A 20,324-nucleotide genomic window follows, 5' to 3' on the forward strand; every position below is an offset into this window, starting at 1 on the left:
TTCACCAACGGCCCTGGTGCGTGACCAGGCCGTACCAGAGCGCCCCCATCTCGCGCCCCATGCTGGTCTGCCCGGCCTTGGCGGTGGCGTTGGCGGCCAGATGCACCATCACCAGCTTTTGCGCCGGGTCGACAAAAATGGCCTGGCCGTACACGCCAAGCAGTGCAAAGCGGCGCTGCTGACCGGGGAAGGTCCAGACCTGGTAGCCGTAACCGTAATACGGCGTGGCCCGAAGCGGCGCAAAGGCCGACGGGTGGCGTTTCCAATCGGTGGCTTCGAGCACGTACTCGCGCGGCAAGATCTCGCCCAAATCCGGGCGGTCTGGCCGTGTGCCATCGTTGGCCAGCAGAACCCCCAGGCGGGCGTAATCGCGGGCGGTGGCGTTGAAGTTGCCGCTGGCGCGCTCCAGCCCATTGGCACCGGCCCGCCACAGGCCCGAGGTCTCGGCTCCCATGGGTTGCCACAGGCGCGTTTGCAGGTAGCTGCTCAGCGTCTCGCCCGTGGCGCCTTGCAGCACCAGCGCCAGCATGTCGGTCTCGGCGCTGGCGTAGTTGAAGCGTTCGCCTTGCGCGTGCAGGCGCTCGGTGATGACCCGCGCACCTTCGGCCGCCCCGCCCCGGTAGGCGGCCATGCCGTAGCGGGCCAGATCGTCTTTGCCGTCGTAGCGCTCTTCAAACTTGGCACCAGAAGACATGCGCAGCAAGTGGCGCACCGTGGTCTCGCCGTAAAGCGTGCCCGCGAGCGTCGGGGCATAGCGGTCGGCCCGGTCGTCGAGCGACTGGATGCGCCCCTCGCGCAAGGCCAGGCCCACGGCCATCGCGGTGATGGTCTTGGCCATCGAGTTCGACAAAAAGCGGTGGCCCGCGTTGCGCCCGTACTGGTAACGCTCGACCTGGATGACACCATCCTTGATCACCAGCAAGGCCATGACGCGCTGCCGGTTCATGTAGTCATCGATGGTCAAGCCACTCTCATGGCTGATGCCCCAGCGGTAGGCGGGCTCTTGCGCGGCTTGGGGCAATGCGAGCGGCTGCGCGGCAGGCGCCATGGCGTTGGCGCGCCCGCCCATCAGGCCTGGGATTTCGGCGTGGTGGGTGAACGAGCCCACCCGCACGCATTCGTCAAAAAACCAGTTGCGCGGCGTGCCCACCGGGTAGCCCTGGTCTTTGCACAGGGCCGCTTCGTCGGGCGCGGCCACGGCCGACGCCAGACCCAGGCACCCGATCAGCAGGACAACAAGCGAAGAGTGAACAACACGCATGGCGAACCTTTCAGACGCCGCCATGCTAGCGCACGGCCAAGCTAGCGCGCTTGGGCGCGGTAAGTGCCCATCGCCTGCGCGACCACACGGCCTTCGGCGCTGCGCAGCTGTGCCTCGCAAAACACCATGGTCTTGCCGCCGCCCACCACTTGGGCCGTGGCCACCAGCGGCGCGGCAGCGGGTTGCATGAAAGACAGGTGCATGTCGACCGCAACCACCTCGCGCGGAGCCTGCCCCCCTGCGTTGACGCGGCCCAGCGCCACCTGCACCATGGCCTCGTCAAGCTGGGCCATGGCGGCGATGCGTGCGGCTTGTGAAACGTTGTCGCTCATGCTGGCCCTTGTCGTGTCGTCACTGCGGACGGGGCAAATAGCGGAAGCTGCCGTGTGCTTTGGCCACCACACGGCCTTGTGCGTCGCAGACCTTGGCCTGGCACCAGGCCACATCGTCGTCGCAGCGCACCACTTCGCCTTGCGCGGTCAGCGGGCCTCGGCCTGGCTCCAGAAAACTGGTGTCCAGGTTCAGCGTGACCACGGTTTTCTGAAAGTTCACGCGCGAGACCGCTGCGCTGGCCATCACCACATCGAGCAAGGTCACCACCACGCCACCGTGCACGGCACCGATCACATTGCCCAGGTCGGCATGCGGGTCGAGCGAAATTTGCGCCCGGCCGCCTTCGGAGTGGTCACGCCGCATGCCGAGCAGGCGCGTGAACGGCGTCTTCGCAAAAATTGCCAGCGGGTCGTCGGAGGTGACGGGCTTCATGGACGCGCTTTCAGTCGGGCTTGAAGCCGATGTCCTTGAGCATCTTGGCGTCGCGCTCGTAGGCCGTGCGGGCATAGGCGGCATAGGCCTCGCCCGTCATCAGGTTGGGCTGCATGTCAAAGCTCTCGAGCTGGGCCTGGTGTGCTGCATCAGCCGATGCTTTGCGGAAGGCCGCCGCCAGCTTGGCCGCCATGGCGGGCGGCAGGTTTTTGGGGGCCACCAGACCCATGGGCGAGTCGATGGTGATGTCAAAGCCCGACGCCTTGACGGTGGGCACGCCCGGATAGCCTTTAAGCGGTTCCTGGGTGAAGGTGGCCAAGAGCCGGGCCTTCCCGCCGCGCACCTGCGCGCCAAAGCCGGGGTCGCCGTACACGTCCAGGTGCCGCCCGATCAGCGCGGTGAAGGCTTCGCTGCCACCCTTGAAGGGCACCATGTTGAAAGAGGTGCCCGCCATTTTGGCCAGCCGCTCGGCCACGATGCGGTTGATGCTGATGGCCCCCACCGTGCCCCAGCTGATGGCGCCAGGGCGCTTTTTGGCGTCGGCCAGCAAGTCGCCCAGCGTCTGCCAGGGCGCGTCGGCGGCCACGCAAATGCCGGTTGTCAGGTTGAACAGGCCGATCAAATACGTGAAGTCCTTGAGCGGATCGAAGTTGACCTTTTGCACCAGCGGTGCGCGGATCACCGAGTTGTGCATCACGGCGATGGTGTAGCCGTCGGACTCGGGCATGGAGGCCAGCGCGGCCGTGCCCATCACACCGCCCGCGCCCGGCTTGTGCATCAGCACCACGGGCTGGCCCAAATCCTTGGAAGCGGCTTCGGCCAGTGTGCGAAAGATCGGGTCCATCGAACCACCGGGCGGAAAGGGCAGCACCAGCTGGATCGGCTTGGACGGGAAAGCGTCTGCGGGCCGACTTTGGGCTAGCGCCGAGCCCCCCATCGCCATGGCCGACAAAGTAACCAATGCTTGCCTGCGGTCAACCGGGAATTCGTTCATGGTGCGTCTCCTTCGATGGCCTCAGATTAAGGGCGGCAGGCCAACGCTCAAATGGCTGAAAAGCACAAAACCGCTGGCAAAAGATGCCAAGGCAATGCGTCACAGGCAAAATTCTCCATATGAACGACGCTCCACCACGACCGGCACAACCGCGCAATCCTCTGCATGGTTTGACACTGGAAGCCATTGTTTGCGCTCTTGAAGCGCATTACGGCTGGCGTGAACTGGCCAGCCGAATCCCCATCCGCTGTTTCACGCACGACCCGAGCGTCAGCTCCAGTCTGAAATTTCTTCGCAAAACGCCTTGGGCACGCGAAAAAGTGGAGAGCCTTTATCTTTATATGCTGCGAAAGGGGCGGTAAGGAAAAAATTGCAGGCATCGCGCAATGCCTTCTTGATCTCAGGCTCGCACTTTCGTGCGACAAGCCAATACCAGAATACGTCAGCCATCGGCTGGTCAAATCTCACCAAACACCCAACGGATACCCCATGAACACTGTTACCCCCTTCATCATCTCCCGCGTTTTTCATGCACCTCGCCCGCTGGTGTTCGAGGTCTACACACAGCCACATCACCTGGCGCAATGGTTGAGCCCCGAGGGCTTTCACAACATCCACACCGACATGGACTTTCGCGTCGGCGGGCGTTACCACTACGGCATCCAGGGACCAGCAGGCATGGAGATGTGGGGCAAGCAAGAGTTCCTGGACATCGCTGCACCGGAGCGCTTGGTGCACCTGCAAAGCTTCTCAACCCGCGAGGGCGGCCTGGGCACACACCCCATGGCACCGACCTGGCCCAAGTACATGCATGTCACCACCATGTTTGAAGTTGTCGATGGCAACAACACCCGTGTGACGATCACCTGGTTACCGCATGAGAGTGACGACGTTGGCCGCCAAACCTTTGACATGGCACGGCCGGGGATGGAAGTGGGCTTTGGGGGGACGTTTGTGAAGCTGGATGCTTATTTGCAGAAGCTCCAAGGCTGAATTGTGAACACGCGATCCGCAATGAATGTCTACCCCTGTTCATTTCTGCTGATCTTCAGGCCAAAGAAAGAAAGCCCATGAAAATTCTGATCACGGGTGCCACAGGCATGGTGGGCCAGGGCGTTTTGCATCAATGCTTGACTGCACCCGATGTCACGCAGGTTTTGACCCTGGGGCGTACCCCAGTCGACCAAGTGCATGCCAAGCTCCAGCAACTGACCGTTGCAAATCTCATGGCGTTGGACGTGCACGAAAGCGCATTGCAGGGCTTGGACGCCTGCTTCTATTGCATGGGCGTTTCATCCTCAGGCATGAGTGAAGAAGCCTATCGGGAACTGACCTGCGATGTGACGCTGAAAGTCGCCAACACTTTGTGCCGCTTGAACCCTGACATGACCTTTGTCTACGTCTCGGGTGCGGGCACCGACAGCAGCGAACAAGGGCGCAGCATGTGGGCGCGGGTCAAAGGCAAGACCGAAAACGATTTGAAGAAACTGCCCCTGCACAGTGTCTATCTGTTTCGGCCCGGCATCATTGCGCCTCTGCATGGCATTCAGTCCAAAACGCCTCTTTACAGACACTTCTATACCTGGGCTGGCCCCGTGCTCTCGCTGATCCGCCGTTGGATGCCCAGCGCCATCGTGACCACAGACGACATTGGCAACGCGATGCTCAATGCTGCGCGACAGCGTGGTGGGCGTGTGACCGTTGAAGCCAAAGACATCGGACGACTTGCGCGGGGCTGAAAACTGGCCTCTGACTTTAAGCCAGGGCCACGTTCTGCCTGCCGCTTGCGAGAGTGCCCAAACACTCAAGCTTTTTGAGCTGAACTGGTTGAAGTTGTGACGGCAATGATCAGGCCCGTCATGACCAAAAGCAATCCAATGGTCTCCAAAACCGCTGGCACGTGGCCCAAGACTGGCCAAGCCATCAGCGCGGCCAAGCCAGGCGCCAGTGCCGGAAAAACCGCCGCACGCGACGGCCCGAGAAGCGACACCATCTTGGAATAGGTGTAGAGCGTTCCAGCGCCAGCAATCACCCCTTGTACCAACACCTCGACCCAGAAGACTTGTGCGGCGGCCGCAGTCAGACCTTCACCCCCGGTGAACCATGCATAGGCTGGCACGTAGGTGAGCAAAGCGCTGATGGAGATCACGGCAGTCGCCAGAAGCGGATCTAGCCGATGCTTGCGAAGCACGATGCCGAAACCCGCCCACAGTGTTCCTGCCGCAAGAAACATGACATCCCCCAACGAAGCTCGCAGGGTCAAGCTGGAAGCCTCCACCCCTGAGACCAGAACCAGTCCGCTCAAAACCACGGCAATACCCAACACCCGGCGCATCGTCATGCGGTCGCCCAGAACCACAGCACCGAGCACCATGCCCATCACGCTCATGGCCGTGAATGGAAAGATGGCTGCGTGACTGGGTGGCGCAAACTGGAGGGCGCCGAACATCAAAAGGCCAAAAGGCGTTCCAGCAAGTAATGCCACCAGTAGCCAGGTCCGCCAGCGGGTGGTGAACTGATCGAGGTCGCGCCGACAGGCAAGGACGAACACCGGCAGCATCAATATTCCCGCGACTCCAAAGCGAAGTACCGTGAGGTCTGGAGAAGACAAGCCGCGGGCGATTCCCCAGCGGGCATACACGGTGTAGAGGGCACCAATGCTGGCGGCAACCAGGCCAACGGCGATGCCTTTGAAAAATTGGGCCCGATCGGTTGGAGCCGTTTGTATGACAGGCGCGGTGACGGCATTCATAGGGCAAGACTCCTTCGTGTGAATGATGGAACGCTCAGGCCTGAAGCGCAGGTGCAGGCGGAAAATCCACTGGCACCTTGGTCGTGCCATGCAGGTAGTTGGTGACCGTCTTGTCACCAATAACAACGATCGCGTCGACCAGATGGCCAGGCGTCCAGCCTGCAGCGAGGAAGGCATCGACCAGCGCGGGATCGGCATGGCCGCGCTCCATGGCGATGCTGCGCACCAAGCGGGCCAAGGCATGGAGCTTGGCATCGAAAGAAGCGCGACCCTGGCGGATTTCGATGATCTGCTCAGGCGTGAAGCCCACCATGCCGCCAATGACTGTGTGGGCGGCCAAGCAGTATTCGCAACGGTTGACCTGACTGACCACCAGGTTGACAACCTCCCGGGCCTTGCCGGTGATGCTGCTCTTGGCGTTCTGCAAAGTGAGGTAGCTGCCCAGGGCCGTTTCGGAATGGGCCAGCGTCGCGTACAGGTTGGGCACCATGCCCAGACTGTTCTTCAGGTTGTCGAACAGCGCCTGGTTGGCAGGGGTCACGGTGGCGTGGGTCGGAATGTTGAAAGTGCTCATGAAGTCCTCCTAGGATGTGAATCGATGTCATGGAGTGTGATTCGATCCAAAAAATTGCACTAGGTATGTCAAGAGACTATGATTTATTCCAAATTAGAATTAATCAAGAAGAACCATGGACAGATTGACAGCCATGCAGACCTTTGTGCGGGTAGTGGAAAGCGGCAGTTTTTCGGCCGTGGCCCGCGAGACACGCAGCACTCAAAGCGGCGTAAGTAAACAAGTCGCAGCGCTTGAACGTGAGCTGGGTGCCCAGCTGCTCAGCCGCACCACCCGGTCATTGGCATTGACCGAGGCGGGTGAACGCTACTTCGCTCAGGCCAGGCGGCTTGTGGCAGAAATCGCCGAGGCAGAGGCCACACTGTTGCAGGGCGAGCAGCAACTGAGCGGTTGGCTACGCGTCGCCGCATCGGTGGGGTACGGCAGACTCAAGCTGATGCCGCTGATCAAAAGCTTCCTGGCTGCACACCCGCAGGTGAAGATCGATTTACGGCTCAACGATGGCTTCATCGACCTGGTGGAAGCGGGCATTGATGTGGCCGTACGGATTGGCGAACTGGCCGACAGTTCACTGGTGGCCAGGCGCATTGGCACGACTCAGCGTGTGCTGCTGGCCAGCCGCCAATACCTGAACACGCTGCCTCAGGGTTTGGAACTACCGCGGGTTCCTCAGGACCTGCTGGCCCATAACTGCATCGTCTACTCGGAACTCACCACACAAAACGCCTGGACATTCACTGCAGGCCCCGGAGCAAACGAGCCCGAAGGCACTCAAGTGACCATTCGTGCACAAGGCAATCTGCAGACCAACAGTAGCGAGGTCATTCGCACATCAGTGCTCTCGGGTATGGGCATAGGCTATTCACCCACCTGGCTGTTCGAAGAAGAAATCGCCAGCGGAGAATTGCAAGTGCTGCTGCCCGACTGGCCTGCGCCCCCTTTGCCTATTCAACTGGTCTGCCCGCCTCAACGGCGCAGCTCAGTGAAAGTGCAGGCTTTTGCGCTGCATGTGTCCAGTGGCTTGTGAAAGCGTCTTCAACGTTTCAGTTTACTGCGGCGCTTAGACCTCTAAGTCGCATCTGGGATTGACCGATAAAAGTCAATCTGACCACCAGCTTGTCGGCCGCGGTTGAAAGATTGAAGATTTACTTGGCAAGTGCGGGGCAGGCTAGGCGCAATCGTTGGTTGCTAATGGTCAACCTCATTGCTTACCTCGACAAGGTTTTCGTCCGGGTCATAGAAGTAAACCGAGAGCAACTTCATGCGCGCGCCTGTCGCCGTGACTGGACCCTGAATGACTTGAACCCCGTGCGTCCGGAGATGCTGCATGACCTCTTCGATCGGGGTTCGTGTCAGGAAGCAAAGGTCAGCTGACCCTGGCGTGGCATGTCGTACATTGGGATCTACGACTGTGCCAACTTCATGGAGGTTGATCTTCTGCCGGCCAAAGTGCAAAGAGAAGCGGCCTGGCTTGAACTCTCTTGCCTCAAAACCCAACACTCGTTCGTAGAACGCGATCGCTCTTCCGATGCTCGCTACGGTCAGGACTACATGGTCTAGAGACTCGACTTTCATGCTGAGTATTATCGGCCCTTCAGCGACGCGCGTAGCAAAATGCTGAATCGCCCCGGGAATCGAAGAGGCTCCTTACTCTGAGAAGATGGAGCCATGAGCAAGAAATCAAACCGTTTTTCACCCGAGGTGAGCGAACGCGCGGTCCGCATGGTGCTCGAACACCGAGGCGAGTACCCATCCCTTTGGGCCACCATTGAGTCCATTGCCCCAAAGATCGGCTGCGTGTCGCAAACCCTAAACGACTGGGCTCGCCAGCACGAAGTGTATGCAGGCAACTGTCCCGAAACAAAACGATCAAGCCAACCTGTCAGCAGCCATCGTCTTTGTCAACTTGCTGTAGTGCCGCTCAATCATTGCCGCTGAACCCGCCAACCAATCGTTCCGTTGCTGGACGATCAATAGTTTATTGGGCAAAGTCAGCATGGTGTGTATAAGTCGTCACGGAGACAGCACCGCCATTGAGAGGATGTCCTTTGGAAGGACAAAGTCACGCATACGGTCTGCTGGCGAAGGCTCAAGATAAATTACGAGCGGCTTCGACAGGGCGGTAAGCTGTCCAGCTGCAGAAATTTCTGCAATTCAATCCTGAATCATTAAGCCTATTGCGTTGTACAGTGCATGCGAACCGACAGCCCACCATATTCCACAAGTTAGCCGCACATAGGCGAAGCAGAGTCCAGCGACAAGCTGTGGCGACACAATCAGTAAGCTGAACAGCCAATGTGCTCTATCGGCCTCGTAATTAGCCATGTGAATCATGCCAAACATCAAAGCGATCACATAAAAAATGGCTCGAAAGTACCGAAGTCGAGCCAAAGGTAACAATGGCCATCGAAAGACCCATTCTTCGAGAATGGGCGCCACCACCAAAGAACTCAGCAATATGACCGCCGCACCTCGATGAAGAGTAGGGTCGTTATCTTTAAGTGGTAAGTAAAAACCCAATTCTGGCAGCCAAGTAACAAACTTCCACAAAGCCCATCCCATAGGTAATGCCAGCATGGCCATCAATAAACTTCTCTTGAAGCGAGATTTCGTGCTTTGTTGTAGTTGTTGCTTAAATTCAATTGGGGAAATGAGGAATACCCAAAATGATTTCAACTCTGAGAATAAATAGTTTTTCAAAATAGTTCTCAATTTCGAGCCTGTCCTGAATTTTGTGTCAACGGGACGGACATCAAATATCGGAGAGGCAATCACCGAACTCAATGGTAAACCGGGTCAATGCTCATCACTGTGGTGTCTTGAACCACGTCTGACCATGCTTCAGAACAAAGAAGTCCATCGGCACCGAAGAGTTTGATTTCGCCACTTCAAGATCCTTGGGCGCCTGGTCAATCGGCTCGTCGCTGATGCCCTCGAAGGTCCCCCAGTGAATGCCGATCGCACGCTTGGCCTTGACGTCCCGCATGACCTGCAAGGCTTCCTGAGGGTTCAAGTGCGAGTCCTTCATGAACCAGCGCGGCTCATAGGCGCCGATGGCAATGGCAGCCAAATCAAATCCACCCATGCGTTCGCCGATGTCTCGGGTGTCAGGCGAGTAGCCGAGATCTCCTGAGAACCAGAACCGAAGGTCTGGGTGGATGATGGCCCAGCTGCCCCAGAGCGTCTCGTATCGGTCGCCAAGTGACCTTGCGCTCCAGTGTTGTACGGCAAAGAGATGCAGTTCCAGCGCTTGCGTCTTGCCCTTGAGGCTCACCTTTTGATCCCAGTCCATGGCCATGACATTGCGCGCCTCACCTTCTGTCACGGCACCGCGAATCTCCTTTTTGAACCAATGCTGCAATCCCAAGGGCACGTAGAAACGGACTCCAGGGTGTGCGTCCAGCAGGGCCTGGACCGTGTCCCTGTCCAGATGGTCCCAATGGTTGTGGGAGATCACCACCGCATGAATGGCTGGTAGTTTTTCAAACGGAATACCCGGATCTTGATGGCGTTTGGGACCCGCGAAGCTGAAAGGTGAAGCTCGACGTCCCCAATGGGGATCGGTCAGCAGGTTCACTCCGTCGACCTGTACCAGCAAGGTGGCATGCCCCACCCAGGTGACTTTGGGCTGTGGGTTGTCGCCGTGGATCAAGGTCAGGTCAGCTGGCACGCCCAGAACCGGCGCTGAAGGTGGTTTGGGCAGACCATCGCGCAGGCGCTCCCATTGCCAGCGCCACAAGCCCGGCTTATCGGACCGCTCAGCATAGCGATTGACAAAGCCGTCCGGGCGATGGTGTGGCTTGCTGGCGTCATAGTCGGGGTTGATTCGCGGGGTCAAACTGGCACAAGCCACGAGCAGGCTACACACCACAGCACCGCCGATCCAGATCAGTCGTTGCATCATTTTTTGCACAGTGTCATCCCCTGCGCGATGGTGACTTCTGGCGAATATCCCAGCACCGACTTGGCCCTGCTGATGTCCAAGGAGAACGGGTAGCCAATGAGGCGGACCAGTTCGCGCGTGAGCGGCGGATCGCCGGGCATCCAACCAGTCGCCCACAGCTTCTCCATCGCGCCACCCAACAACCACGCAGCCTTGGCGGGCACTGACATGCGCGGCACCTGCAGTCCACTCGCAAGCAGGCGTTGGGTCAAAAAGTCACGCAGCGTGATGTCCTCTCCATCCGTCAAGAAGAACGCCCCGGTCACCTCTGACCACAAGGCCAGCGCGATGGCGTGGCTCAGGTTCTGCACATGGCAGGTGGCGTACGGATAGTCGCCCCGATCAATCCAGGCAAACTGACCCTTTCGTACCTGATCTCCAAGATCACCATCGACCGTGTCCCCCAAGCCCCAGATCAAGGGCGGCCGCAGAGCCACCGTCTTCAGGGTGTCCGAATGCGCCGCCAGCACATGCGTCTCCGCAATGGCTTTGGTTGCCGAGTAAGGGAGATGGCGCAGCGCGGTCAATGGCGCGGATTCATCTGCATGGATGACCGGTATCGCCTCTTGCATGACCACCGATGCGGCACTGACATGCACAAAACGTCTGACGCCGCAGGCCTTCGCTGCCGTCAAAACCTGATCGGTCAAGGTCACATTGCTTGCTTCGAAATCCGCCCAAGGTCCCCACATCTTCAGATGCGCAGCGATATGAACCACCGCATCACACCCTGCCATGGCTTGTTCCAGTGCAACGGGATCCGCATAGTCGATCGAAAAAGATGAAGCCCCAAGCGCCCGCAATTTGTCACAAGCCGTTTCTCTTCTGGCAGGTGCGACCACGGTATGTTCGTCAGCCAACAACCGTCTGATGGCGTGTCCACCCACAAACCCACTGCCACCCGTGACAAAGACTTTCATGCGCCGCTCCTGTATAGCATTGCTATAAGTATAGCGGCGCTATAATGACGACTTCATGACCACACAAATTTCAGGCTTATCTGAGACAGCCGAGCGAATCCTGTCGCTGGCTATTGCGTGGATGGATGACCACCCGGGCGAGTTCCCCACCACCCGAAAGCTGTGCGAACTGGCCGGCGTCACTGCGCCCACGCTCTACCATCACTTTGGCGACAAGGAAGGACTGATGCTCGCCGTCGCTGAGCGCAAGATGCTCTCGTTCTTCCAAGGCAAGAAAAGGCAGCCTGAAACCAGCGATCCGGAAGCAGACTTGCTTAAGGGCTGGGATCAGTGGATCGACTTTGCGCGCAAGCACTCGGCGCTGATCGGTGCCCTGCAGCAGTCACCCGCCATCAGTGCACGCCTGCGCATGGGGGCTGAAGCTATTGCGATGGGTCGACTGGAAAGGCTGCATCAAATCAAGCCCTTACTTGTCTCGCCTCAACAGGCTGCGCAAACAGTGGTTGCAGCCTCCAATGTGGTGGTGCAGTTGATGCTGCAAGGCATGCCGACTGCTCAAGTCAAAGCGGTGAATGCTCAGCTTCAGCACGCTGTGTTGCTTGCTCTGAAAGATCGATAACACGCAGTTGGGTGCAGCCAAGCACCTGTTTGCAGACAGTTCAAATACCTCGCGAAGGTATAAAGGAATGAGCGCATAAATCTCAGATTGAAAGGACTCAGCCCGGTGGAGTACCTGCTGAGAAACACCGCTTAGTGGGCGGAACAGCAACCGTCTAACTTCAGGGGGTCAGTTCATTCCCGGGGCGACTCAGGATCGTCACCTACCGTGAGTTGAAGACCCAGGTGAGGCTTCGCTTAGTGGCCGCCTACGTTGCGCAAGCGCTAAAGTCTGTCTGCATCCTTGGTGATTAGGTTTTAACTAGCGCTGAAAATTAGACATTAGGGGTTTGCAAGCAGCACCTGCATTGACATCATGGAAAAGCAGAATCAACACTCAAGCCACAGCCACCCTCGCATCCTCTGACAGCAAATCAATCAGATCACGCGCAAAGTTGGGCAGTTCGTCGAAGTTGCGCACGCAAATCTGCATCGAACGCAGCGCCCATGCATCCGACAACGGCACCAGGCGGATGGCCATGCTGCGGGTGTGGCGGCGGGCGGCCGATTCGGGCAGCACGCCCACGCCCACACCGGCTTCGATCATGCGGCAAGCCGACTCGAAGCTGCTGACCTGGATGCGCACTTTGAGCGGCTTGTTCAGCTGTTCGCACTCGCGGTTGAGGAAAGCGTGCAAGGCGCTGGCTTCGTGCAGACCCACATGGTCAAACTCCAGCGCGTCGATCAGCGGCATGCTGGGCAGGTCGGCCACGGGGTGGCCGTCGGACACCACCAGCACCAGGCTGTCCGAGCGGTAAGGCAAGGTCTGCAGGCTTTCGGTGCGCACCGACCCGGCCACGATGCCGATGTCGGTCTTGCCGTCTATGACGGCGCGCACGATTTCATTCGACAGTTTTTCCTGCAGGTCGATGTTCACATCAGGGTGGGTGGCCAGGTAGCGCTTGAGCACCTCGGGCAGGAACTCGCCCAGCGCGGTGGTATTGGCGTACACGCGCAGGTGGCCTTTGATGCCGCTGGCGTATTCCTGCAGGTCGCCGCGCAGGTGTTCGATCTGCCCCAGCACCAGCCGCGCCCGGTGCACAAAAGCCTGCCCCGGCGGCGTGAGCGTCACGCCCTGGCTGTGGCGGTTGAGCAGCTTGGCGCCGATGCTTTCTTCGAGGTTCTTGATGCGCGTGCTGGCCGCAGGCAGCGAGATGTGCGAGGCCTCGGCCCCCTTGGTGAGGCTGTTGGCTTCGGCCACCCGCACCATGAGGCGCAGGTCCACCAGATCAAAGTGCACGGTCATGGCACGATTGTGCCAGTCTGCTTTGGCCGTCTCTCTCTTGTCGCAGTCAGCGCTCGTGCCATTGCAGGATCTTGCGCGCCAGCAGCCACACAGGCGGGTCGACCATCTTGCCGTCCACGCTGAACGCGCCGCCTTGGGCCTGCACCTCGGCCGCCAGCACGCGCTCGGCCCAGGCGCATTCGGCTTCGGTCGGGGCCAGCGCCTGGTGCACGCCGGCCACCTGCGCGGGGTGGATGCACAGCTTGGCGCCAAAGCCAAAGCGGCGGCTGCGTTGGGCGTCAGTGGCCAGCACATCGGCGTCGGTGGTGGCGGCGGTCACGCCGTCCACCGGGGCAGGTAAGCCTGCACGGCGGGAGGCCACAACCAACGCCACACGGATGGGGGCGAGTTCGGCTTCATCGGGTCCGCAGCTGAGCCCCAAATCGGCCTGCAAATCAATGTGCCCCAACCCCAAACGCAAGACGCCTTGTGCGCGGGCTGTGGCATCCATCTGGCCCACGCCTTCGGCGCTTTCAATCAGGGGCAGCACGGGTCGCTGCGTGCTACGCCACACCGCCCCAATCTGCTGCACGCTCTCGGCCTTAGGCAGCATCACCGCACCCAAACCGGGCAGATGGGCCACGGCAGCCAGGTCGGCCAAGTGCCAAGGCGTGCCTGCGGGATTGATGCGCACCAGCAGGCGTGCACGCTGCGCCGCATCGAGCGCGGGCCAGGCCGCCACCAGCGCATCACGCGCTGCGGCCTTGGCGTCCAGCGGCACCGCGTCTTCGAGGTCGACGATCACCGCATCGGCGCCGCAGGCCAAGGCCTTGGCAAAGCGCTCAGGCCGGTGGCCGGGCACAAACAAAAAGCTGCGCGCCAGCGACAGTGGCGATGGCACCGGCCCGCTCATGAGAGCAAAGCACCCACCTTGGGCCAAGTGGCCACTTGCCAGAGCGCGTCCACGCTTTGGCGCATGGCTTCGGGTTTTGCACCCCCGCTGAAGGCGGCCAGGCGCAGGGCCTTGTCGGTGATCTCTTGGCGCGAGAGCGTGTTGCCCGGATCGCCTTTGGGCTCGTCCACGCGACCGTGCAGCACGCGGCCGTCGGTGGTGGTGACCGTCACTTTGCCGATCCAGCGCTTGGGGTAGGCGCTGTCCACTTCGGCGTCGAGCGCCATCGTGACCTTGTCGCGCAGAGCCTGCGTCTGCTGGCTCAAAAAGTCGCGGTCAAATTCGGTCAGGCCCGCATGGCCATGTTGCGCCACCAGGGCCAGCACCGTGCCCATCGAGAACTTGCTCTGGTGCACCGTGGTGGGCTGCACCACGGGGCCCAGCACGTCGATCGCACCCTGGTGCACATGGGTGACGACCTTGGCGAGGTCATCGAGCTTCAAGCCATTCGTCTGCATGACGTGCAGCAGCGCATCGGCCGCCGGGTGGGTGTGGCGGCAGCTGGCGTGGTACTTGAACGAGGTCTCGGCCGTGGCCCAGCGCGTGCCCAAGCCATCCACCAGGCGGCTCGGGTCGGCGTCGCTCGACATGCCCACGGCCATGCCCTGCTGGCCTTCCAGAATTTCAGCCGCGCCGGTGAAGCCGTCTTTGGCCAGGTACGCCGACATGAGACCCGCAGCCGCCGCGTGCGCGGTGTGCAGCTGCTTGCTGTCGGCGGCGGTGCGCAAGAACTCCCACAGGCCTGCCGACTGCGTGCCCGCCGAGCCCAGCGCGTGCTGCATTTGCTGCGCGTTCAGACCCAACAAATGGCCCACGGCCGCTGCTGCGGCCAGCGTGCCTGCGGTGCCTGTGGTGTGGAACACGCGGTAGTGCGAGCGCCCCAAAAATTCACCCACACGGATGCCGACTTCGTAACCCACCACCGAAGCGGCCAACAACTGCTTGCCGCTCGCACCCAAGGCCTGGGCCACCGCCACAGCAGGTGGAAACACCACCGTGGCCGGGTGGAACACCGAGCCGTTGTGCACATCGTCCTGCTCGGCCACATGCGAGGCCGCTGCATTGGCCATCGCGGCCAGATAGGGCGTGGTGCGTGAGCCGTTGATGATGACTTCAGACGGGCCCTGCGTGGGGCCCATGGCCTGCGCAAAGCGGGTGATGGTCTCCACCGGACGCGAGCCGTGGCCCGCCACGGCCGAGCCAAACCAGTCGACCAGCAGGTCTTCGATCTTGCTGACCACGGGCGCAGGGATGTCCTCGAAGCGCAGGCCAGCTGCAAAGGCCGCGAGTTGGGCGGTGTTGGATGTCATAACTGTCTCCTGGTCTTGTGCCTCAAATGGCCTTAGTCTCGCGCAAAGCCTGCACCGCCGCATCGTCCATTCCCAGCTCGCGCAGGATGGCTTCGGTGTGTTCGCCCACCGCAGGCACGGCGTCCATGCGGTAGTCGTAACGGTTGTTGCGCCCGGGCGGCAGCAGGGCCGGGATCTGGCCTGCAGGCGAGCCCACCTGTTGCCAGCGTTGGCGGGCCTTGAGCTGCGGGTGCGCCCAGACACCGGCCATGTCGTTCATGCGGGCGTTGGCGATTTGCGCCTGGTCCAGCCGCGCCTCGACCTCGGCCGTGCTCATGGTGGCGAACATGCCCAGAATCAATTGCTGGAGTTCGGCGCGGTTGGCGTTGCGCAGGGCGTTGGTGCAAAAGCGTGCATCGCTGGCGAGCGCCGCATCGGCCAGCACCACCTCGCAAAACACCTTCCATTCGCGCTCGTTTTGCAAGCCCAGCATCACGGTGCCGCCATCGCCCGCCGCAAACGGGCCATAGGGGTAGATGCTGGCGTGCGACGCGGCGGTGCGCGGTGGCGGCGCTGCGCCTTCAAAAGCGTAGTACAGCGGGTAGCCCATCCACTCGCCCAGCGCTTCGAGCATGGACACGTCGATGTGGCTGCCCTGACCGGTCTTGCCGCGCAGCAGCAGGGCCGAGAGGATGTTGGTGTAGGCGTACATGCCCGCCGCGATGTCGGCCATCGAGTTGCCCGCCTTGGACGGGGCCTCGGGCGTGCCCGTGATCGACAACAAACCCGCCTCGCTCTGAATCAGGAGGTCGTAGGCTTTCTTGTCGCGGTAGGGGCCATCTTCGCCGTAGCCTGAAATGTCGCAAACGATCAGCTTCGGGTGGGTGGGGCTGAGGGCCTCGAACGACAGGCCCATGCGGGCGGCCGCACCGGGCGCAAGGTTTTGCACCAGCACGTCAGCGTCCTTGAGCAGCTCACGCAGCACGGCCATGGCCTCGGGGTTTTTGAGGTCGAGCGTGAGGCTTTCTTTGGAGCGGTTGGTCCACACAAAGTGCGAAGCCTGGCCGCGCACCCGCGTGTCGTAGGCCCGCGCAAAGTCGCCCGCGCCGGGGCGCTCGACCTTGATGACGCGTGCGCCCAGATCGGCCAGCTGGCGGGTGCAAAACGGCGCAGCAATCGCGTGTTCAAGCGAAATGACGGTGATGCCGTCGAGGGGTCTAGGCGATGTCATGTCAGAAGGAGCGGGGCAAGCCCAGGATGTGCTCGGCCACGTAGCTGAAGATCATGTTGGTCGAGATCGGTGCCACCTGGTACAGGCGCGTTTCGCGGAACTTGCGCTCGATGTCGTACTCGCAGGCAAAGCCAAACCCACCGTGCGTTTGCAGGCAGACGTTGGCCGCTTCCCAGCTGGCTTTGGCGGCCAGGTACTTGGCCATGTTGGCCTCGGCGCCGGCGTTTTGCATGGCGTCGATTTTTTCGCAGGCCTTCCAGCGCATCAGGTTGGCGGCTTCGAGTTCGATGAAGGCGTCGGCAATCGGGAACTGCACGCCCTGGTTCTGGCCGATGGGTCGGCCAAACACCACGCGCTCGCTCGCGTATTTGCGGGCACGGTCAATGAACCAGTAGCCATCGCCAATGCACTCGGCGGCGATCAAGGTGCGCTCGGCGTTCAGGCCATCGAGCAGGGTCTTGAAGCCTTGGCCTTCTTCACCCAGCAGCGCGTCTTCGGGGATTTCGAGGTTGTCAAAGAACAGCTCATTCGTCTCGTGGTTGACCATGTTCAGGATCGGGCGCACCGTGAGGCCGTTGCCGATCGCGGTCTTCAGGTCAATGAGGAAGCAGGACAAGCCTTCGGACTTTTTCTTGACCTGATCGACCGGCGTGGTGCGGGCCAAGAGAATCATCAAATCGCTGTGCTGGATGCGCGAGATCCAGACCTTCTGGCCGTTGATGACCCAGCGGCCATCCTTTTTGACGGCGTTGGTCTTGAGCTTGGTGGTGTCACTGCCGGTGGTCGGCTCGGTCACGCCCATGGACTGGATGCGCAATTCGCCACTGGCGATCCGGGGCAGGAATTTTTCCTTCTGTGCCTGCGAACCGCCGCGCACGATGGCGTTCATCACGTACATCTGGCCATGGCAGGCGCCGGAGTTGCCGCCCGAGCGGTTGATCTCTTCCATGATGACCGAGGCCTCGGCCATGGACAGGCCCGAGCCACCGTACTCCTGCGGAATCAGCGCGGCCATCCAGCCCGCCTTGGTCAAGGCATCAACGAACTCCTCGGGGTAAGCGCGTTTTTCGTCGACCTTGCGGTGGTATTCGTCAGGAAACTGGGCGCACAGGTCGCGCACGGCGTCGCGGATGTCCTGGTAGAGATCGGGTGTGGTGTGCATGGTGGTGATTTGCTCAAGGGTTTCAGGCCAAGGTGGCTTGCGCCTGCATGGTGAGCCAGCCTTCGTGGTCGCAGGCCCAAAGGTCTATGGTTTTACCGTCGGCAGACGGCCGCCCGTTCAGCCGGAAAGGGTGCAGATCAAACGTGGGGCGCACGGCGCGGAACTGGAACGAGGCGACACGCGCCTCAGGCACTTGGCGGCGCACCAGGTCCACCAGCAAGGTGGCGATCAACGGGCCGTGCACGATGAGACCGGGGTAGCCTTCTTCTTGCGTGACATAGCTGCGGTCGTAATGGATGCGGTGGCCGTTGAAGGTGAGCGCCGAATAACGAAACAGCGACACCGGATCGGGCACGAACTCGCGCTGCCAGGGCGCGCCGGTTTCGGCGGCAGTGGGCGGCACTTCGGGGGCACCCGGCACAGCGGCTGCGCGGTAAACGATGTCGTGCGTTTCGGTCAGGCACAGGCCCTGGGCGTTATGAAAAGCGTGCTCGACTTCGACAAACAGCAGGTCGCCCGTGCGGCCCGACTTGTGTTTGACCGAGGCAATGCGCGAGCGCTTTTGCGCGGCGTCACCCACGCGCAGCGGGTTGTCGACCTGCCACTGCAGGCGGCCACCGGCCCACATGCGGCGCGGCAGCGGCACGGGTGGCAAGAAGCCTCCGCGCAAAGGGTGGCCATCCGGCCCGATCTGGCTTTGCGGGGCCTGCGGCAAAAAGTACAGCCAGTGCCACAGCGGCGGCACCTCGCTGCCAGCACTTTGACGCGGGTCATCGCGGTCGAGCAAGGCACTTTGGCCGCGCAAGGGTGCGGCGCTGATCTCGTCTTCGAGCGTTTCGCTGCGGCCTTCCCAGCTGCGCAAATGCGCCACCTGGGCGGCGTCGAGGGTGGTGGGTGTGTTCATGGCTGTATCTTCGCGCAGATCAAGGCCGCCTGAGCCTGAATGGGTCTGTCTTTGTGAAAGTCCATCTTTGGCGAGTACGAAGGGTGCATGGATTTGTGGCAGCCCCGCCCTCGGGGCGATCGGTCGTGGTCTGCGCAAGCCCATCGCGGCGAGGGCGCCGCTCCTACAGGGGAAGTCATTGTGGTTTCAAGGCTGAGCATACTTTTCGACCAGCTCACGCTTGAGCACTTTGCCACTCAGGGTCATGGGCATCTCGGCCACCAGCGTCACCACCGAAGGCCGTTTGTAGGGCGACAGGTGTTCATGGGCATGGGCCTTGAGGGCGTCCAGGTCAATGTGTGCGCCGGGCTTGGGCTCGATGAAGGCCAGGATGTCTTCGTTGCCATCGGCCGTTTTGCGGCCAGCCACGGCGGCTTTCTGCACACCGGGCCAGGCCAGGAACACGGCCTCGACCTCGCCAGGGTACACATTGAAGCCGGAGCGGATGATCATTTCTTTGAGCCGCCCCACCACCTGCAAGGCCCCGTCGGCGTCCTGTCGGCCCAGATCGCCGCTGGCGTACCAGCCGCCGGGCTTCATGACTTGGTCGGTGATCTCGGGGTCACGGAAGTAACCGGGCATCAGGCCCACACCACGCATCCAGATTTCGCCGGTTTCGCCTGCGGACAGGTCTTGTCCGTTTGGACCGACGATGCGCAGCTCGGCCCCATCGACCAGGTAACCGGCGCTGGTGTCGTCGCGCCATTCGCCCTTGCGGCACAGCGTGAGCGCGCCCGCGTATTCCGACAGGCCATAGCCGTGGTGCAGGGGCTGGCCAAAGCGCGCCTCAATGGCTTTCTTGACGCTCAGGTCCAGCGGCGCGGCGCCGGTGTAGACGTAACGCAAGTCTGGCGCTTCGGGGTGCTCGATGCCCTGGCTGTCGAGCCAGGCCAGCAAGCGGGTGAACATGGCGGGCGGGCCTTGCAGCTGCGTCAGCCCCTGGTGGGCCAGCGCATCGAACACATCGGCCGGGTCGAACTGGCTGCGCATAAGCAGGCCCGCACCGGCGTGCAGCGAGGCCATGAGCACGGTGCCCAGACCAAAGATGTGCGTCATCGGCAGGTAGGCATACGAGCGGTCCGTGGGCAGCAACTGTCGCGACTGCGCCGAGACCTTGCCGAACTGCAACAGGCCCGCGTGCGTGAGCATCACGCCCTTGGGCTGGCCGGTCGTGCCCGAAGTGAAGATGATGGCGGCCACGCGCTCGGCCAGCTCACCCGTCTGTGCCACGGCTTGCGGGTCGGCCAGGGTGTGGCGCAAGGCAAGCAACACGCTGGGCCGCGTGTCGTGCTGGGCAGCATGATGGCGCGCGGCTTCGGACACGCCCACCGTGAAATACAGCAGCCGGGCATCGGCCTTGGCGGCAAAACCTGCGAGCTCGGACGCCGTCATGCGGGCATTGACCCCGCAGGCCCAGGCGCCCACACGGCTGCAGGCCAACACCAGGGCCACATGCTCGGGGCAGTTTTCTGCGGCCACCAGCACGCGGTCACCCAGGCGCACGCCGGCTTCACGCAGCTCGGCTTCGAGCGCGTCCACCTGCACGGCCAGCTGACCCAAAGTCATCACCCCGTCGCGCAGGAACAGAAAGGGGTGGTCCGGCGCCTGTGCGGCGCGTTCGTCAAACAGCTGGTGGATGCGGGTGTGTGACATGGC

22 protein-coding genes and 1 pseudogene are annotated in these 20,324 nt (G+C 61.4%); 6 read left to right on the top strand and 17 right to left on the bottom strand.

Annotated features, from left to right (window positions below; all coding sequences use genetic code 11):
* Position 1: 1 nt before the first annotated feature.
* The 4 genes from IC609_RS06055 to IC609_RS06070 are packed head-to-tail and all read right to left on the bottom strand — an operon-like array spanning position 2 to position 3,020.
* Positions 2–1,261, bottom strand: coding sequence for a serine hydrolase domain-containing protein (locus IC609_RS06055; RefSeq protein WP_191818516.1), 1,260 nt, complete (start codon positions 1,259–1,261; stop codon positions 2–4).
* 41 nt (positions 1,262–1,302) lie between these two features.
* Positions 1,303–1,593, bottom strand: a complete 291-nt coding sequence (locus tag IC609_RS06060; protein WP_191818517.1) for a PaaI family thioesterase — start codon at positions 1,591–1,593, stop codon at positions 1,303–1,305.
* Between the two features lie 19 nt (positions 1,594–1,612).
* Positions 1,613–2,026: a PaaI family thioesterase gene (locus IC609_RS06065; RefSeq protein WP_191818518.1), complete on the bottom strand. Its 414-nt coding sequence runs from the start codon at positions 2,024–2,026 to the stop codon at positions 1,613–1,615.
* A 10-nt stretch (positions 2,027–2,036) separates the two neighbouring features.
* Entirely contained in the window at positions 2,037–3,020 is a 984-nt protein-coding gene (locus IC609_RS06070) for a Bug family tripartite tricarboxylate transporter substrate binding protein (protein WP_191818519.1), read from the bottom strand.
* Positions 3,021–3,139: 119 nt separating this feature from the next.
* Between IC609_RS06070 and IC609_RS06075 the strand changes: the two genes are divergently transcribed.
* From IC609_RS06075 to IC609_RS06085, 3 genes are all read left to right on the top strand, one after another.
* A complete protein-coding gene (locus IC609_RS06075; protein WP_191818520.1) occupies positions 3,140–3,382 on the top strand; it encodes a VF530 family protein in 243 nt (80 codons plus the stop codon).
* A gap of 127 nt (positions 3,383–3,509) precedes the next feature.
* The gene (locus IC609_RS06080; protein WP_191818521.1) at positions 3,510–4,013 is read left to right on the top strand and encodes an SRPBCC family protein; all 504 of its coding nucleotides are present in this window, start codon (positions 3,510–3,512) and stop codon (positions 4,011–4,013) included.
* Between the two features lie 77 nt (positions 4,014–4,090).
* Positions 4,091–4,759, top strand: a complete 669-nt coding sequence (locus tag IC609_RS06085) for an NAD-dependent epimerase/dehydratase family protein (protein ID WP_191818522.1) — start codon at positions 4,091–4,093, stop codon at positions 4,757–4,759.
* Positions 4,760–4,824: 65 nt separating this feature from the next.
* On the opposite strand, the gene IC609_RS06090 is transcribed toward IC609_RS06085, so the two are convergent.
* Both IC609_RS06090 and IC609_RS06095 read right to left on the bottom strand, forming a co-directional pair.
* Complete coding sequence (locus IC609_RS06090; RefSeq protein WP_191818523.1) at positions 4,825–5,772, bottom strand: DMT family transporter; 948 nt, start codon at positions 5,770–5,772, stop codon at positions 4,825–4,827.
* A 34-nt stretch (positions 5,773–5,806) separates the two neighbouring features.
* Positions 5,807–6,346: a carboxymuconolactone decarboxylase family protein gene (locus tag IC609_RS06095; protein WP_191818524.1), complete on the bottom strand. Its 540-nt coding sequence runs from the start codon at positions 6,344–6,346 to the stop codon at positions 5,807–5,809.
* A 115-nt stretch (positions 6,347–6,461) separates the two neighbouring features.
* Between IC609_RS06095 and IC609_RS06100 the strand changes: the two genes are divergently transcribed.
* Complete coding sequence (locus IC609_RS06100; protein ID WP_191818525.1) at positions 6,462–7,373, top strand: LysR family transcriptional regulator; 912 nt, start codon at positions 6,462–6,464, stop codon at positions 7,371–7,373.
* Positions 7,374–7,534: 161 nt separating this feature from the next.
* Here IC609_RS06100 and IC609_RS06105 read toward each other — a convergent pair whose 3' ends face one another.
* Positions 7,535–7,921 (bottom strand): VOC family protein, encoded by a 387-nt coding sequence (locus IC609_RS06105; RefSeq protein ID WP_191818526.1) that lies wholly within the window; start codon positions 7,919–7,921, stop codon positions 7,535–7,537.
* A gap of 93 nt (positions 7,922–8,014) precedes the next feature.
* On the opposite strand from IC609_RS06105, the pseudogene IC609_RS06110 reads away from it, so the two are divergent.
* Positions 8,015–8,194, top strand: a pseudogene (locus IC609_RS06110) (IS3 family transposase); the annotation flags it as partial.
* 306 nt (positions 8,195–8,500) lie between these two features.
* Here IC609_RS06110 and IC609_RS06115 read toward each other — a convergent pair.
* The 3 genes from IC609_RS06115 to IC609_RS06125 all read right to left on the bottom strand — a co-directional run bounded on the left by IC609_RS06115 (position 8,501) and on the right by IC609_RS06125 (position 11,209).
* The gene (locus IC609_RS06115; RefSeq protein ID WP_191818527.1) at positions 8,501–9,046 is read right to left on the bottom strand and encodes a CPBP family intramembrane glutamic endopeptidase; all 546 of its coding nucleotides are present in this window, start codon (positions 9,044–9,046) and stop codon (positions 8,501–8,503) included.
* Positions 9,047–9,152: 106 nt separating this feature from the next.
* Positions 9,153–10,247, bottom strand: coding sequence for an MBL fold metallo-hydrolase (locus tag IC609_RS06120; RefSeq protein ID WP_225224000.1), 1,095 nt, complete (start codon positions 10,245–10,247; stop codon positions 9,153–9,155).
* Positions 10,247–11,209 carry an NAD-dependent epimerase/dehydratase family protein gene (locus tag IC609_RS06125; protein WP_191818529.1) on the bottom strand — a complete coding sequence of 321 codons (963 nt, stop codon included), beginning with the start codon at positions 11,207–11,209 and terminating at the stop codon, positions 10,247–10,249. Before IC609_RS06125 ends, IC609_RS06120 begins: the two co-directional genes overlap by 1 nt.
* Before the next feature lie 55 nt (positions 11,210–11,264).
* Here IC609_RS06125 and IC609_RS06130 point away from each other — a divergent pair, with 55 nt between their 5' ends.
* Positions 11,265–11,828 (top strand): TetR/AcrR family transcriptional regulator, encoded by a 564-nt coding sequence (locus tag IC609_RS06130; RefSeq protein WP_191818530.1) that lies wholly within the window; start codon positions 11,265–11,267, stop codon positions 11,826–11,828.
* 375 nt (positions 11,829–12,203) lie between these two features.
* Here IC609_RS06130 and IC609_RS06135 read toward each other — a convergent pair whose 3' ends face one another.
* The 7 genes from IC609_RS06135 to IC609_RS06165 all read right to left on the bottom strand — a co-directional run bounded on the left by IC609_RS06135 (position 12,204) and on the right by IC609_RS06165 (position 20,321).
* Positions 12,204–13,112 carry a LysR substrate-binding domain-containing protein gene (locus tag IC609_RS06135; RefSeq protein ID WP_191818531.1) on the bottom strand — a complete coding sequence of 303 codons (909 nt, stop codon included), beginning with the start codon at positions 13,110–13,112 and terminating at the stop codon, positions 12,204–12,206.
* Positions 13,113–13,158: 46 nt separating this feature from the next.
* The gene (locus tag IC609_RS06140; protein WP_191818532.1) at positions 13,159–14,004 is read right to left on the bottom strand and encodes an HpcH/HpaI aldolase/citrate lyase family protein; all 846 of its coding nucleotides are present in this window, start codon (positions 14,002–14,004) and stop codon (positions 13,159–13,161) included.
* Positions 14,001–15,353, bottom strand: a complete 1,353-nt coding sequence (locus IC609_RS06145) for an MmgE/PrpD family protein (protein WP_191818533.1) — start codon at positions 15,351–15,353, stop codon at positions 14,001–14,003. The genes IC609_RS06140 and IC609_RS06145 overlap by 4 nt, the downstream gene beginning before the upstream one ends.
* 22 nt (positions 15,354–15,375) lie before the next feature.
* A complete protein-coding gene (locus IC609_RS06150) occupies positions 15,376–16,563 on the bottom strand; it encodes a CaiB/BaiF CoA transferase family protein (RefSeq protein WP_191818534.1) in 1,188 nt (395 codons plus the stop codon).
* A gap of 1 nt (position 16,564) precedes the next feature.
* Positions 16,565–17,725 (bottom strand): acyl-CoA dehydrogenase family protein, encoded by a 1,161-nt coding sequence (locus IC609_RS06155; protein WP_191818535.1) that lies wholly within the window; start codon positions 17,723–17,725, stop codon positions 16,565–16,567.
* 22 nt (positions 17,726–17,747) lie between these two features.
* Complete coding sequence (locus IC609_RS06160) at positions 17,748–18,629, bottom strand: FAS1-like dehydratase domain-containing protein (RefSeq protein ID WP_191818536.1); 882 nt, start codon at positions 18,627–18,629, stop codon at positions 17,748–17,750.
* Positions 18,630–18,815: 186 nt separating this feature from the next.
* The gene (locus IC609_RS06165; RefSeq protein WP_191818537.1) at positions 18,816–20,321 is read right to left on the bottom strand and encodes a class I adenylate-forming enzyme family protein; all 1,506 of its coding nucleotides are present in this window, start codon (positions 20,319–20,321) and stop codon (positions 18,816–18,818) included.
* Positions 20,322–20,324 lie beyond the last annotated feature (3 nt).

Origin of the sequence: Limnohabitans radicicola, from assembly GCF_014837235.1 — a bacterium.
Classification (GTDB): domain Bacteria; phylum Pseudomonadota; class Gammaproteobacteria; order Burkholderiales; family Burkholderiaceae_C; genus Limnohabitans_A; species Limnohabitans_A radicicola.

Coding starts and splice junctions, on each gene's coding strand:
- IC609_RS06055 (WP_191818516.1), bottom strand. CDS start 1,261: ATGCGTGTTGTTCACTCTTCGCTTGTTGTCCTGCTGATCGGGTGCCTG.
- IC609_RS06060 (WP_191818517.1), bottom strand. CDS start 1,593: ATGAGCGACAACGTTTCACAAGCCGCACGCATCGCCGCCATGGCCCAG.
- IC609_RS06065 (WP_191818518.1), bottom strand. CDS start 2,026: ATGAAGCCCGTCACCTCCGACGACCCGCTGGCAATTTTTGCGAAGACG.
- IC609_RS06070 (WP_191818519.1), bottom strand. CDS start 3,020: ATGAACGAATTCCCGGTTGACCGCAGGCAAGCATTGGTTACTTTGTCG.
- IC609_RS06075 (WP_191818520.1), top strand. CDS start 3,140: ATGAACGACGCTCCACCACGACCGGCACAACCGCGCAATCCTCTGCAT.
- IC609_RS06080 (WP_191818521.1), top strand. CDS start 3,510: ATGAACACTGTTACCCCCTTCATCATCTCCCGCGTTTTTCATGCACCT.
- IC609_RS06085 (WP_191818522.1), top strand. CDS start 4,091: ATGAAAATTCTGATCACGGGTGCCACAGGCATGGTGGGCCAGGGCGTT.
- IC609_RS06090 (WP_191818523.1), bottom strand. CDS start 5,772: ATGAATGCCGTCACCGCGCCTGTCATACAAACGGCTCCAACCGATCGG.
- IC609_RS06095 (WP_191818524.1), bottom strand. CDS start 6,346: ATGAGCACTTTCAACATTCCGACCCACGCCACCGTGACCCCTGCCAAC.
- IC609_RS06100 (WP_191818525.1), top strand. CDS start 6,462: ATGGACAGATTGACAGCCATGCAGACCTTTGTGCGGGTAGTGGAAAGC.
- IC609_RS06105 (WP_191818526.1), bottom strand. CDS start 7,921: ATGAAAGTCGAGTCTCTAGACCATGTAGTCCTGACCGTAGCGAGCATC.
- IC609_RS06120 (WP_225224000.1), bottom strand. CDS start 10,247: ATGCAACGACTGATCTGGATCGGCGGTGCTGTGGTGTGTAGCCTGCTC.
- IC609_RS06125 (WP_191818529.1), bottom strand. CDS start 11,209: ATGAAAGTCTTTGTCACGGGTGGCAGTGGGTTTGTGGGTGGACACGCC.
- IC609_RS06130 (WP_191818530.1), top strand. CDS start 11,265: ATGACCACACAAATTTCAGGCTTATCTGAGACAGCCGAGCGAATCCTG.
- IC609_RS06135 (WP_191818531.1), bottom strand. CDS start 13,112: ATGACCGTGCACTTTGATCTGGTGGACCTGCGCCTCATGGTGCGGGTG.
- IC609_RS06140 (WP_191818532.1), bottom strand. CDS start 14,004: ATGAGCGGGCCGGTGCCATCGCCACTGTCGCTGGCGCGCAGCTTTTTG.
- IC609_RS06145 (WP_191818533.1), bottom strand. CDS start 15,353: ATGACATCCAACACCGCCCAACTCGCGGCCTTTGCAGCTGGCCTGCGC.
- IC609_RS06150 (WP_191818534.1), bottom strand. CDS start 16,563: ATGACATCGCCTAGACCCCTCGACGGCATCACCGTCATTTCGCTTGAA.
- IC609_RS06155 (WP_191818535.1), bottom strand. CDS start 17,725: ATGCACACCACACCCGATCTCTACCAGGACATCCGCGACGCCGTGCGC.
- IC609_RS06160 (WP_191818536.1), bottom strand. CDS start 18,629: ATGAACACACCCACCACCCTCGACGCCGCCCAGGTGGCGCATTTGCGC.
- IC609_RS06165 (WP_191818537.1), bottom strand. CDS start 20,321: ATGTCACACACCCGCATCCACCAGCTGTTTGACGAACGCGCCGCACAG.